The sequence below is a fragment of the Klebsiella sp. 7-CIP_Kleb. genome (assembly GCF_050378655.1).
In the GTDB taxonomy this organism is placed as follows: Bacteria; Pseudomonadota; Gammaproteobacteria; order Enterobacterales; family Enterobacteriaceae; genus Klebsiella; species Klebsiella quasipneumoniae.
Genome location: NZ_JBNRLJ010000002.1, coordinates 58,939 through 71,859, shown reverse-complemented (window position 1 = coordinate 71,859; position 12,921 = coordinate 58,939). Strand labels below are relative to the sequence as shown.

The window sequence follows — 12,921 nt, the reverse complement described above, 5'->3', positions numbered from 1 at the left end:
AAAAAAACCGCTGATTATCAGCGGTTTTTTTGTGCTTACCGTTTAGCGATGCGCCAGTTCGGCTTCTTCTTCGCTATCGAAAATCGACTTGTCGGTCTGGCGCAGCCACTGGCTGGTCAGCGTCCCGGCGGTCATGGAGCCGTTAACGTTCAGCGCGGTACGTCCCATATCGATCAGCGGCTCGACGGAGATCAGCAGCGCCACGAGGGTCACCGGCAGGCCCATCGCCGGCAGGACGATCAGCGCGGCGAAGGTGGCCCCGCCGCCCACTCCGGCGACGCCCGCCGAGCTGACGGTGACGATGCCCACGAGGGTGGCAATCCACATCGGATCCAGCGGGTTGATGCCTACGGTCGGTGCGACCATCACCGCCAGCATGGCCGGGTAGATACCGGCGCAGCCGTTCTGACCAATGGTGGCGCCAAAGGAGGCGGAGAAGCTGGCAATCGACTCCGGTACGCCGAGACGACGGGTCTGCGCTTCCACGTTCAGCGGAATGGAGGCGGCGCTGGAGCGGCTGGTGAAGGCGAAGGTGATCACCGGCCAGACTTTACGGAAATACTTCAGCGGGCTGACGCCGTTAATCGCCAGCAGCAGGCCGTGGACGATAAACATGATGCCCAGCGCGATGTACGAGGCCACCACGAAGCCGCCAAGCTTGATGATATCCTGCAGATTCGACCCGGCAACCACTTTGGTCATCAGCGCCAGAACGCCGTAAGGGGTCAGCTGCATCACCAGACGAACCAGCTTCATCACCCAGCCCTGCAGGGTATCAATGGCGGTCAGGACGCGCTGGCCTTTTTCCACATCCTCTTTCAGCAGCTTCAGGGCTGCGACGCCGAGGAACGCCGAGAAAATGACGATGCTGATGATCGAGGTCGGGTTAGCCCCGGTCAGGTCAGCAAACGGGTTCTTCGGCACGAAGGAGAGGATCAGCTGCGGGACGCTGAGATCGGCCACTTTACCCACATAGTTGCTCTGAATGGCGTTCAGACGGGCGGTCTCCGCGCTGCCCTGGACCAGTCCCTCGGCGGTGAGGCCGAACATGTTAGTCACCAGCACGCCAACCAGAGCGGCGATCAGGGTGGTGAACAACAGAGTCCCGATGCTCAGGAAGCTGATTTTCCCCAGCTGCGAGGCATTGTGCAGGCGGGCCACCGCGCTAAGGATTGACGCGAAGACCAGCGGCATAACGATCATTTGCAGCAACTGGACATAACCGTTGCCGACGATATTAAACCACTGGATGGAATCCTTCAGCACCTGGCTGTCAGACCCGTAGATCAGCTGTAGCGCCAGACCGAAGATCACGCCAATCGCCAGGCCGACCAGGACCTTCCTGGCCAGGCTCCACTGTTTATGGCGCGTTTGCCCCAGCGCAAACAACAATACGGCGAACACGACTACGTTCGCTATTAATGGAAAGTTCATCCCCGTTCTCCTGATATTTTTATAACCCGGGCTGGTGGATAACCAGCTCTTATGACCGCAAGGTTAGCAGAAGGCGTTATCAAGGACTTATATTCAAATGGAATGGGTTATAACCAAAAGGTGTTTTCTGTCGGTTTATCGCCCACTCTGGTGACTTATGAAGCGATTGAAAGTGATCTGCAGGGAATTAATCACCCCGGAAGACCAGCGTATCGCGGTGTTGTCCGCCAGCGTCTGCGGCATCCAGACGGCATAGATGAACAGCGCCATGCATAAGGCGCGCTCCAGCTGGTTGCCTTTGCGCGGCGCAAGGATCGGTAGCCGAAAGCGCCAGCGGCAGGGCCACAGCAGCGGCACCCCGGCTGGGGTGAGCATATCGGCAAGGATGTGGCTGAGATAGCCCAGCACCAGGCCCTGGAGGGCGTCCGCCGGGACAATCCAGCTGTCAGGCACCTTGAGGTAGAATAGCGTCAGCGCGCCAAACACCGCCAGCAGGCTGTGGGTGAAGCCGCGGTGGCCAAAGGCCCGTGCCACGGGCTTTGAGATCCAGCTCAGCCGCTGGCCAAGAAACGACTTTGGGTGATCGATGTCCGGCAGCAGGCAGGTCAAGACCGCGGAGGGCACAATATGCCACCAGTCGCCCTGCGCCAGCACCGGCGTTAACTCTGCGTTTTTGGCAAATACTGCGCAGGCGATTGAAAAGAAGAGATGGCCTTCCGCCGTCATGATAACACACCCTAAACTGTCGATTCATACAGTATAGGGTTTTTATACAGTGCACGGAAGAGGTGACGGTGTAACTCTTTGTCACAAATTCTCAGCGCGCCAGCCATCCGCCGTCGACGGCCAGGGTATAGCCGTGAATATAGTCGGCGGCGGACGAGGCGAGAAACACCACCGGCCCCTGCAGGTCATCTGGCACACCCCAGCGACCGGCGGGGATACGCTCAAGGATTGCCTGGTTGCGCTCCTCATCTTCGCGCAGCGCCTGGGTGTTATTGGTGGCCATATACCCGGGCGCAATGGCGTTGACGTTGATACCCTGACCAGCCCATTCGTTAGCCAGCAGGCGGGTCAGCCCCAGCACGCCGCTTTTCGAGGCGGTATAGGAGGGGACGCGGATCCCGCCCTGAAACGAGAGCATCGAGGCGATGTTAACGATTTTCCCGCCTTCACCCTGGCGAATGAACTGCCTGGCGACCGCCTGGCAGAGGAAAAAAACTGCTTTCAGATTCAGATCGATCACCGCATCCCAGTCACTTTCCGTGAAGGTCAGGGCATCATGGCGGCGGATAATCCCGGCGTTGTTGACCAGAATATCGACCCGGCCCATCGCCGCCACCGCCTGCTCGACCAAAACGGTCATATCATCCTGTTGGCTGAGATCCGCCTGAATGGCATGAAAGCGGCGGCCCAGCGCCTGAACCTGCGCGGCAGTGTCGTGGGGAATTTTGCGGTTGATGCCGACGATATCGCATCCGGCCTGCGCCAGGCCCAGCGTCATTCCCTGTCCCAGGCCGGTATCGCAACCGGTCACGATGGCGACCTTACCCGTCAGGTCGAAGGCGTTCAGTACCATATTCACCTCTGTGTGCTGATCTTCAGGCGTACGATAACGCCACCTGTAACCAGCATAGAGGCAGGAAAACAAAATTACAATTAAAATGAAACGACGTTTTGATTTCCTTTGCTGGGGGGTGACGGCGATCGCGTCACCCGCCAGCGGCCTTACCCGAGCAGCGTCTCGACGGTCAGGGCCTGCAGTGACGGCAGCTTGACGTCCGCCAGCACGAAGCGCGGGTCGCGGCTGTTCTCTGCTTCCGGCACGACGATAGCGCGCATGCGCGCAGCTTTGCTGGCGATCATGCCGTTGACCGAGTCCTCCAGCGCGACACAGCGCTGTGGGTCGACCCCGAGGGCGGCGGCGCAGTTGAGATACACCTGCGGGTGCGGTTTGCTCCAGGGCAGGTGCTCCGCCGAGGCGAGGGCATCAAACTGGTCGCGCAGCTCGAACATATTGAGCACTTTCTCCAGCATCACCAGCGGCGAGGCTGAGGCCAGCCCAACCTTCAACCCCTGGGTTTTGCACAGGGCCACCGCCTCGCGCACCCCCGGCAGCAGCGGACGTGAGGCTTCCACCAGTTCGATGGCGCGACGGATAATGCGCGCGGTGGCTTCTGCGCGGTCTACGCCGCGCCACGGCTGCTGCGCGTACCACAGATCCACCACCAGGTCGATTCGCAGACCCAGCAGGTCGGGCAGTTCATCGCGGCGGCGGGTATCCACCCCCAGGCTCTCCATGACCTCGACCTCCGCCTGATCCCAAAGCGGCTCAGAGTCAATCAGCAACCCGTCCATATCAAAAATCGCAGCCTCAATGCGGCGCTTCGCTGACATATGTCCTTCTCCTGTTGCGTAATCAGATAAACGAATCGGCATTCATGGTATATCATACCGCGCGTTATTGGGCGAAATTCGCCGTGGAAGATAGACTTATACCCGACACATTCGGGTAAGCGAGGGGCGCCTGCGCCACGCAACGGGCGGCAGGCGAACCACTAACGCGTCTTTAACAAGGGGAACTCATGACGTACCAACAAGCTGGACGCATTGCGGTCATCAAACGTATTTTGGGATGGGTCATCTTTATTCCCGCCGTGCTGTCGACGCTGATTTCTGTCCTCAAATTTATGTATGAGCACAGTGAAAAGAAACCCGGCATTGACGCGGTGATGATGGATTTTGCGCACGTCATGATTGAGATGATGCGCTTTAACACGCCGTTCCTGAACTTTTTCTGGTACAACTCACCGCTGCCGGATTTTCACCATAGCCTGAACATCGGCTTCTGGATTATCTTCATTCTGGTGTTCGTCGGCATGGCGCTGCAGGCCTCCGGCGCGCGGATGGCGCGGCAGGCGAAATTTCTCCGCGAGGGGATTGAGGATCAGCTGATCCTCGAGCAGGCGAAAGGCGCGGAAGGGTTAACTCGCGAGCAGCTCGCCGAACGCATTGTGGTGCCGCGACATACGATCCTGGTGCAGTATTTCCCGCTGTACGTGCTGCCGGTGATGGTGATTGTTATCGGCTACTTCTTCTTCTCGCTGCTGGGCTTTCTCTAAGCCAGGTGCCCGGTTAGCCGGGCGCCATCTTATTCGGCCGGCAGAGGGCGGGGTTTACCCTGATTATCGACGGCAACGTAGATAAACAGCGCTTCCGTCGCCTTGTAGCGCTGGCCAATCGGTTCTGAAGAGACTTTTTTCACCCACACTTCGATGTTAATGGTCACTGAGGTATTGCCGCGCTTCACGCAGCGGGCATAGCAGCACACCACGTCGCCTACGGCCACCGGGCGTAAAAAGGTCATCCCATCCACGCGCACGGTCACCACGCGACCCTGGGCGATCTCTTTGGCCATAATGGCGCCGCCGATATCCATCTGCGACATCAGCCAGCCGCCAAAAATGTCCCCGTTGGCATTGGTATCTGCCGGCATTGCCAGGGTGCGTAAAACCATTTCGCCCTTCGGGGCGAGATCTTTTGTTGTCATGCTCTACTCTGTTGTGGTCAAAGACGATCAGCGGGATGCTACTATGAAAACGGCGTAGAGAGAATAGGGCTGGCGCCCGCGGAGGCGGGCGCAGGCTGCCGGGGAATTAGTGGTGGTCGTCCTGCGGCATATGACGGTAGATGTAGATCCCGCTCAGCAAGGTAAAGACCAGCGTGAGGGCAGTTAAACCGAAGACCTTAAAGTTAACCCAGATATTCTGCGGCAACCAGAAGGCGATATAGATATTAGCCAGTCCGCAGAGGATAAAAAACGCCGCCCAGGCCAGGTTAAGGCGCGACCAGACCTGCTGCGGCAGGGTCAGCTCTTTACCCAGCATGCGCTGGATAAGCGGCTTTTTCATCACCCACTGGCTGAAGAGCAGCGCGCCGGCGAACAGCGCATAGATCACCGTCACCTTCCATTTAATGAACTCATCATTGTGGAAGAAGAGGGTTAATCCACCGAAGACGGCCACCAGCACGAAGGTGATCAGCGCCATTTTTTCGATTTTACGGTAGCGCACCCAGCTGTAGATCAGCACGATGGCGGTCGCCACAATCAGCGCCGTGGTGGCGGCGTAGATATCGTAAAGCTTGTAGAAGGCGAAGAAGACCACCAGCGGTAAAAAATCCAGAAACTGCTTCATACATCGATCCCGTCTGTCAGGACGGACCGGGAAATTCCCCGGTCCAGGTTAAAATTAGCTACGGATAAGCATATACACGCGGAATAAATAGATCAGCAACAGGGCGGAAATCAGGTTGCTGAGGGTATTAATCACCACCGCGCCGACGTTTGGCGTCAGGGCGGCAAAGCTGGAAGCAAACAGTAACAGCAGAGTTTTCGCCACCAGCCAACCGATAATGGCCGGCGCCACCAGCCGCAGATTGGCCCACGCCAGGCGCATGCTGCTGCGCATGGCGCCGAGGATGCCCATTTTGTCCTGCACCAGCATGATCGGCGCAAAGGCCAGCACAATGGCCAACAGGACGCCGGGCACCAGCACTAACATCATCCCCATCTGCACCAGGAAAGTGGTGAAGAGGATCAGCAGCAGCAGCTTTGGCAGCACCGGCGCCGAGGCGCCGATGGCGCGCAGGGCGCTGACACGATGACCGGCAGAGACCAGCTGGATGAGCAGCAGGACGCCGCCGGCGAGGATCGCATTGCCCACCAGACCCGAGAAGGTTGATGCCGCCGAGGCGCGCAGCAGAACCTGCTGCTGCTCCGGCGTCATATTCTGCACCAGTTCGAACAGGCCTGCGCTACCGGCGAGGTTGTCGCCTTCGCTGAGTATCGACAGCTGCTCGTCGCTGGGTGAAAAGGCATGGCCAAGTACTACCGTAATGAACGCGCACAACAGCGCAATCAGCAAAATGGTAATGAACTGATTACGAAAAAAATTCCCGGTGTCACGGTAGACGGACTTCGCCGTGATAGACATGCATTCTCCTTGAGTGTCGCAGGTGTTAACTAGCCGGCGATTGTACCGCAAATCCTTCCGTCGTAGCACTCTCTGCGCCGGTCAGGGCAGGTATATCTTTGTAAAGAGGCCGCAATGGCGGCAGCCCATAGCGCGCTCGCGCCCGGTTGCAGGCGTCGTTTTCCTCGCCGTTTTCCCCGGACATGGCGAATTCGCGACATGGCGAAGGACGATTTTCATAGATAGTGCAGTGGACGGCGTCGCCGATCTCGCCCGATAGCGCCGCGCAGCGGCTCTGGCGTTGATTAGTGCCGCTCATACAGCGCAGGAAGGGGGTCAGCGGCTCGGTCAGCGCGGCGGGCACCAGGCCGCCCGCGTCGTCGGCTTCCGCCCAGTAGAAAGAGACTCGAAAATACGCACAACAGGCACCGCACGTCATGCACGGGTTGATTTCACTCATAATTACACCTGAAAAAAACGCATCAACACAGATTGTCGGCAGTTAACTTATCCAGCCGCCTCAGCGGCGGCAAGAGGGGCAGAAATAATTTTTTTTGCGAAAAGTGAAAATTGATGTGCGAAGGATTTAGCGTATTGCGATCGGTATCAAAAATTAATCTGGATCAATAAATGTTAAATCTAAGGTTTTAGTGTGATCTAAAACAGATCAAACGTAACTCGTTATAGGTATATTTGGCCGCGCTGAAAAACCATAATGAGGAAGTGGATATGAAGAAGTTAGCAGCGGCGGCATTGATTCTAAGCACTCTTACTACCGGCAGCGTCTGGGCGCATGAAGCGGGTGAATTTTTCATTCGTGCCGGGACCGCCACCGTCCGACCGACGGAAGGCTCTGACAATGTGCTGGGCAGTCTGGGCAGTTTCAACGTCAGTAACAATACTCAGCTGGGTTTAACCTTTACCTATATGGCGACCGATAACATCGGTGTGGAACTGCTGGCGGCTACGCCGTTCCGCCATAAGGTTGGTACCGGGCCAACCGGCACCATCGCTACCGTCCATCAGTTGCCACCCACCCTGATGGCGCAGTGGTACTTTGGCGATGCGCAAAGCAAGGTGCGTCCGTACGTGGGGGCGGGGATTAACTACACCACCTTCTTTAATGAAGACTTTAACGATACCGGCAAGGCGGCCGGGCTTTCCGATCTGAGCCTGAAGGACTCCTGGGGCGCGGCAGGGCAGGTCGGCCTCGATTACCTGATTAACCGTGACTGGCTGCTGAATATGTCGGTGTGGTACATGGATATCGACACCGATGTGAAATTCAAAGCCGGCGGTGTGGACCAGAAAGTCAGCACCCGCCTGGATCCGTGGGTGTTTATGTTCTCCGCAGGCTATCGGTTCTAACGCCTGCTGCAAACTGGCCAGCGGACGGCCAGTCTGTTGCCTCCTCACCCCTCCCTGCGATAAACCTTCGCCTGCGGATCACACTTCAGTCCACTGGCGCAGCAGGTTGTGATACATATTGAGCAGGGAGAGGACCTCTTCCCCGTCGCCAAAGCGGGTTTTGAGAGACTGGATCGTGCGGTCCAGGTCGTAGAGCATCGCGCGCTGCTTATCGTCGCGGACCATCGACTGGATCCACAGGAAAGAGGCCTGGCGAACCCCGCCGGTGACCGGGGTGACGCAGTGCAGGCTACTGGCGGGATAGAGCACCAGATGTCCGGCCGGGAGCTTCACCCGGTGCTGGCCATAGGTATCTTCAATCACCAGTTCGCCCCCTTCATAGCTTTCCGGCTCGCAGAGGAACAGTGTCGCCGAGAGGTCGGTCCGCATCCAGCCCGCATCCCCGTTCTGGCGCACCGCGCCATCGACATGAAAACCGTAGGTCTCTCCCGGCCCATAGCGATTAAACAACGGCGCGGAAATCGTCCGCGGCAGCGCGGCGGAAAAAAACTGCGGATGGCCGCGCAGCGCGTCGAGTACGGCGGCCTGCAGACGGGCATACAGCGGCGTGCGGGTATCGATCTGCTGGTTTTGTTTGACGGTCGCCCCCTGGCTGCCGACGGTAACCCGCCCGTCAACCCATTCGGCCTGCGCCAGCAGGCGGCCATATTCAGCTACCTGGTCCGCCGTCAGCACGTCAGGAATGTGATACATCATTGCGGTGTTCTCTCAAAAAGGTGGGGCGCGATGGCCCCACGTACAGACTCAGAAATGGACGTTCGCCGTCAACATAAAGGTACGGGGTTCGCCCGGATGATAGCGATAGCCGCTCTTGTTGATGGAAGCCACGTAATCGGTATCAAACAGGTTGTACATATTGAGCTGCAGATCGAGATTGCTGTTGACCCGATAGCCCAGTTTGGCGTCGGCGACCCAATAGCCCTCGGTGTGATCCGGGGTACCCACCGCGCCATCGCTGCCCCGGCGCAGGCTTCCGACATAGCGCACACCGCCGCCGACGGACAGATCGCTGGTTGCCTGATACTGCGTCCACAGCGTAAAGGCATGTTTCGGGGTGTAGGCCAGCGCGGAAGAGCCATCCTGCGCCACATTCTGACCCTCTGTCACCGTGGCATGCTGCTGGGTGTAGCCGGCGATGATTGTCCAGTCCGGGGTCAGGTTCCCGGTTGCGGAGAGCTCATAGCCTTCCACGCGCTTTTTGCCGTACTGCGACCAGGTTCCGTCATCGTTGGCGGCCACTTCGTTTTCAATATCGGTGCGGAATAACGCCGCGCTGAGCAGCAGGCGCTTGTCGAGGATTTGCCACTTGGTGCCCAGTTCGCTGGATTTCGCTTTCTGCGGTTTAAAGTCGGTCCGGTTGGCGCTGTTGCCGCTACCGCTGGCAGCCAGCGCGAAGCTGCTGCCCCCCGGCGGTTGCTGCGAGATGGCATAGTTGACGTAGATATTGCCCTGCTCGGTTAAGCGATACAGCGCCCCGGCCTTCCAGTTAACCAGGTTACCGGATTTAGCGGTATCGACAGTGGTGACCGGGCTGCCGGTCGACTGTCCTGGCGGGCAGGCGACAGCCCCGCGTCCGCTGCCGCCGCAGGCGGTGGCGCTGTCATATTTGGTATGGTAACTGTCGAGACGCAGCCCACCGTTGACCTCAACCCGGTCGGTCAGCGCCAGCGTATCAAAGGCATAGATACCGAAGGTATCGGTCTGGCCGTTGGCGTTCGCCCCGTTTCTGTCCAGCCCGCCAATCGACAGGCTGCTCACCGGATGATAGAGATTCACCGCCGGAGCGGTCAGGGCGTTGACGCCATAGTTAGTCTGGTTTTCCCGGGTAAACTCCACGCCGGCACTGACGTCATGGCCTATCGATCCGGTATTGAAGGTCGAAGTGATATTGGTCTGGTTGGTCAGAATGCGGTTGCTGACATCTTTGGTATTAACCAGACGTGACCAGCTCCAGGTATTGACGTCATTGATGTCGGGGGCGGTGATATTGCTCGCGCCGCCCATCACCGCGGTCAGGAGATACTCCTGCTTCACACGCGACCAGCGGGTGGTATTGCGCACGGTGGTATTGTCCGTCAGATCGTGTTCAAAGCGCAGGGTGCCGCTGTCGGTGGTGGATTTATCGTAATCGGAGTCGGTGCCATAGAAATTGCTGGTATCGACCTTACCGGCGGAATTGAGGGCGGCATACTTCGGCGAAGGCGCCGAATAGCCCGGCAGGCCGACGGTGGGGATCCCGCCATCCGGGGTGTTATTCTGCCGGACGTGGAGATAGTTCAGATACAGACGGGTGGGCGTATCGAGGCCGAAGGCCAGGGACGGGGCAATGCCGTAGCGCTCGTTCTCAATCTTATCCCGGCCGGCGTCGTGGGTTTTTTCGCCCATCAGGTTGAGGCGAAACGCGGCGTTGTCGCCGAAGGCCTGGTTAAGGTCAAGGGTACCCCGACGCGACCAGGCGCTGCCGATGCTGGCGGATCCGTCGATCCCGGAGTCAAGGCGCGGCTGCTTGCTGATCATATTGATCGAGCCGGAAGGGGCGCTGCGGCCATAGTCCGTGCCGGCGGGCCCCTTGATGACTTCCACCTGCTGGGTATTGAAGGTATCCCGCGTCACGCTGCCGATATCGCGAATGCCGTCGACATAAATACTGTTGGAGGTGTCCACGCCGCGCATAAAGATGGCGTCCCCGGTGGTTGAGCTGCCATTCTCCCCGGCGTAAAACGCCCCGACGCCGGGGACGTTTTTGAGGGCGTCAGTCAGGTTGGTGACGCCCTGATCTTTAATGACCTGTTCGGGGATCACGGCGATGGTGCGAGTGGTATCCACCAGTGGTTTATTGAACTTGGGATCGGCGGAGGCTCCGGGAGAATAAAGCGAAGGCGGGGAGGCTTCCACCACCAGCGTCTCTTCATTATTTTTGACTGATTTTTCGGCTGCCATGCCGGTTGCCGGCGCGGCTCCCAGACACAGCCCCGTAAACAATGCCAATGAGTTGAAACTGCCAAACGGCAGAGAAGCGTTTTTTTCCATGATAAATGCAGGCTTATTTTTTGTTATTAGCACATATCACGCCGCGCAAAAGCGACGTTATTCGTCGTCTGGCTTGCACTGACCCGGCGTGATTCTATAAATGATAAAAAGAATAGTTATCATTCGCCTTAATATTTACACAGAAAAGTTGACGTTTAAACTGATTTCTTCACCACCGTTTACAAATTTCATAAATTTTGAACAAAAAAGGCGGGTGACCTCGGTAAAGGCGGCAGGGCAACGCGGAATATAGCGCGGTGACCTTGGATAACAGACGCCGGGCGGGCGCCGAAGGGCGCCCTGAGGCTGGCGTCCCGGCGGGCTTACCAGGGCACCGTGCGGCCGTGGCCATCCAGATACTCCACTCCCGGGCGCCGCCCGCCGTTTCGGCCTTAGCACTTCGGCGATGATCCGAACGTTAACTCGCTTGCGGCACGTGACCGGCGATCCCCTGCTGGTGCGGGCCGGACGCAAAATGGTGTTCACCCCGCATGCGCAGCGGATCCGCAGCAAAACGCACAGTGTGCTGAGCGATATGCGCGCGGTGCTCAATCCCGTTTACCGCCGCGGCGGCGATAGATGCAGAGCGCTATGTCGCCTGGGGACATGTTATCGTTTCCCGGCATGGGATCGTATATGGGCTGGTGGATGACCAGCTGGCAGAGCGGGGCGGGGGCTGTACCGGCGCATCGCCGCCGTCGTGCCGGGCTTCAGCGCCGCGCTGGGGCTGGTGCCGGCCTCCTGCGTGCGTCATCCTTCGCCGCAGGGGATAGTAAGTTTTCCGCTGCCGGTCAGCACCGGGGTGATTACGGTGTCGCAGGCGTGGCGTCCGCGCCAGGAGCAGGCCCCGGCCACCGCTGGCTGCGGCAGCGGGTGCGAGAGGTGTGTCGCGAGTAAAAAAAAGCCCGCACAAGTGCGGGCAAAAATACTGGAAGCAATGTGAGCAATGTCGTACTGAATACCTGAGTTATTTACTCAACTATTCAGTGATGAGAAAGATAATATTTCTCATTTAAGATATCAACCCCATCTTTTGTGCGGAAGCGATTTTTTATCCGAGGGTGAAAACCGTACGCTTCTGGCTGTCGTCCTGCGGCCAGGCCGCCGCGATCTCCTGCAGCGGCCGCGGGGTGGTGGCGATGGTCAATTTCCCCGGCACCGCCGCCTGCAGCATTTCGCCGGTCGCCGCCAGCAGCTGCGGCATCGTCAGGCTACCGATCCCGCTGCCCATCAGCAGGAGCGGGGCGGAACGCAGAACCGCGCCATTTAACGCGATATCGGCCCCAGCCAGGGACCCCACTTGCACATAGCGCACCGGCCTGCCGGCCGGGGTATATTTGGCCAGGGCCGGCAATAATAATTCCGCGCTGTGTCCCCACAGATAATCGATGACCACATCGATCTGCGCGGCGCTGACCGCTGAAAACTGTGCAGTTAACGTCTTATCATCCGCCGTTAACTGAATACATTCATCGGCGCCGATCGCCGCCAGCGACTGCGCATTGCGTCCGGTCGCAATGATTTTTTTTGCGCCCAGGTAGCGGGCAATCTGCACCGCCAGCTGACCGGCGCTGCCGGTGGCGCCGTTAATCAGCACCGTTTCGCCGGCCTGAAGCTGGGCGCGAGTCACCAGAGACGCCCACGCGGACATGCCGGGGTTGGCCATCGCCGCCGCCGGGATATCATCGAGCTCATCCGGCAGCGGCAGGCAATTCTGCAGGGCGACCGGCGCCCGCTGCGCCATACTGCCGAAGGGGGCAGTGGGGAAGGCGAAGTAGACGCGCTGGCCCTGGGATGTAGTGCCGACACCATCGATACCGGGTACAAAAGGCAGATTGCCGTCGAAGCTGTAATGGCGTCCTGATGCCCGGGCCTTGACCACATGGCTCATCGCGGCGGCGCGGACGTCAATAAGCGTCTGGCCGGGCGCGGGCTGCGGCTCGATGAAATCGGCCCAAACCGGGCCTTCTGCGAGATCAAAAACCACGCCTGCTTTCATAAATTATCTCCTGTCGGGAATTATGTGTAAAATACACATATTGTTTTGCAGCACTAT

At 58.6% G+C, this 12,921-nt stretch carries 13 protein-coding genes and 1 pseudogene; 3 read left to right on the top strand and 11 right to left on the bottom strand.

All coding sequences use genetic code 11. From position 1 onward, the window contains the following. Window positions 1-42: 42 nt before the first annotated feature. The 4 genes from ACQUTI_RS07935 to hxpB form a co-directional block, all read right to left on the bottom strand. Window positions 43-1,434 carry an L-cystine transporter gene (locus ACQUTI_RS07935; RefSeq protein ID WP_017898666.1) on the bottom strand — a complete coding sequence of 464 codons (1,392 nt, stop codon included), beginning with the start codon at window positions 1,432-1,434 and terminating at the stop codon, window positions 43-45. 135 nt (window positions 1,435-1,569) lie between these two features. Continuing rightward, a complete protein-coding gene (locus ACQUTI_RS07930; RefSeq protein ID WP_004203834.1) occupies window positions 1,570-2,160 on the bottom strand; it encodes a metal-dependent hydrolase in 591 nt (196 codons plus the stop codon). Between the two features lie 91 nt (window positions 2,161-2,251). Beyond that, entirely contained in the window at window positions 2,252-3,013 is a 762-nt protein-coding gene (gene kduD, locus ACQUTI_RS07925) for a 2-dehydro-3-deoxy-D-gluconate 5-dehydrogenase KduD (RefSeq protein WP_254465583.1), read from the bottom strand. Between the two features lie 149 nt (window positions 3,014-3,162). Further along, a complete protein-coding gene (gene hxpB / locus ACQUTI_RS07920) occupies window positions 3,163-3,831 on the bottom strand; it encodes a hexitol phosphatase HxpB (protein WP_048294543.1) in 669 nt (222 codons plus the stop codon). A gap of 188 nt (window positions 3,832-4,019) precedes the next feature. On the opposite strand from hxpB, the gene ACQUTI_RS07915 reads away from it, so the two are divergent. Beyond that, the gene (locus tag ACQUTI_RS07915; RefSeq protein ID WP_004203839.1) at window positions 4,020-4,556 is read left to right on the top strand and encodes a YniB family protein; all 537 of its coding nucleotides are present in this window, start codon (window positions 4,020-4,022) and stop codon (window positions 4,554-4,556) included. Window positions 4,557-4,585: 29 nt separating this feature from the next. On the opposite strand, the gene yciA is transcribed toward ACQUTI_RS07915, so the two are convergent. From yciA to ACQUTI_RS07895, 4 genes are all read right to left on the bottom strand, one after another. Further along, on the bottom strand, window positions 4,586-4,984 hold the full coding sequence (gene yciA, locus ACQUTI_RS07910) for an acyl-CoA thioester hydrolase YciA (RefSeq protein WP_122543464.1): 399 nt from the start codon (window positions 4,982-4,984) through the stop codon (window positions 4,586-4,588). A 106-nt stretch (window positions 4,985-5,090) separates the two neighbouring features. Continuing rightward, entirely contained in the window at window positions 5,091-5,630 is a 540-nt protein-coding gene (locus ACQUTI_RS07905) for a septation protein A (protein ID WP_004203842.1), read from the bottom strand. A 54-nt stretch (window positions 5,631-5,684) separates the two neighbouring features. Then, complete coding sequence (locus ACQUTI_RS07900; RefSeq protein WP_004203845.1) at window positions 5,685-6,428, bottom strand: YciC family protein; 744 nt, start codon at window positions 6,426-6,428, stop codon at window positions 5,685-5,687. Window positions 6,429-6,453: 25 nt separating this feature from the next. Beyond that, window positions 6,454-6,867: a YkgJ family cysteine cluster protein gene (locus tag ACQUTI_RS07895; RefSeq protein WP_004203847.1), complete on the bottom strand. Its 414-nt coding sequence runs from the start codon at window positions 6,865-6,867 to the stop codon at window positions 6,454-6,456. Between the two features lie 269 nt (window positions 6,868-7,136). Here ACQUTI_RS07895 and ompW point away from each other — a divergent pair, with 269 nt between their 5' ends. Further along, window positions 7,137-7,775: an outer membrane protein OmpW gene (gene ompW, locus ACQUTI_RS07890; RefSeq protein ID WP_004203849.1), complete on the top strand. Its 639-nt coding sequence runs from the start codon at window positions 7,137-7,139 to the stop codon at window positions 7,773-7,775. A 78-nt stretch (window positions 7,776-7,853) separates the two neighbouring features. Here ompW and ybiX read toward each other — a convergent pair whose 3' ends face one another. Both ybiX and ACQUTI_RS07880 read right to left on the bottom strand, forming a co-directional pair. Next, window positions 7,854-8,531, bottom strand: coding sequence for a PKHD-type hydroxylase YbiX (gene ybiX / locus ACQUTI_RS07885; protein WP_023318024.1), 678 nt, complete (start codon window positions 8,529-8,531; stop codon window positions 7,854-7,856). Between the two features lie 48 nt (window positions 8,532-8,579). Then, window positions 8,580-10,865, bottom strand: coding sequence for a catecholate siderophore receptor Fiu (locus tag ACQUTI_RS07880; protein ID WP_194007447.1), 2,286 nt, complete (start codon window positions 10,863-10,865; stop codon window positions 8,580-8,582). Between the two features lie 355 nt (window positions 10,866-11,220). On the opposite strand from ACQUTI_RS07880, the pseudogene ACQUTI_RS07875 reads away from it, so the two are divergent. Beyond that, a pseudogene (locus tag ACQUTI_RS07875) lies at window positions 11,221-11,762 on the top strand (LysR family transcriptional regulator); the annotation flags it as partial. A gap of 154 nt (window positions 11,763-11,916) precedes the next feature. On the opposite strand, the gene ACQUTI_RS07870 reads toward ACQUTI_RS07875, so the two are convergent. Beyond that, entirely contained in the window at window positions 11,917-12,864 is a 948-nt protein-coding gene (locus ACQUTI_RS07870) for a quinone oxidoreductase family protein (RefSeq protein WP_043521244.1), read from the bottom strand. Between the last annotated feature and the right edge of the window lie 57 nt (window positions 12,865-12,921).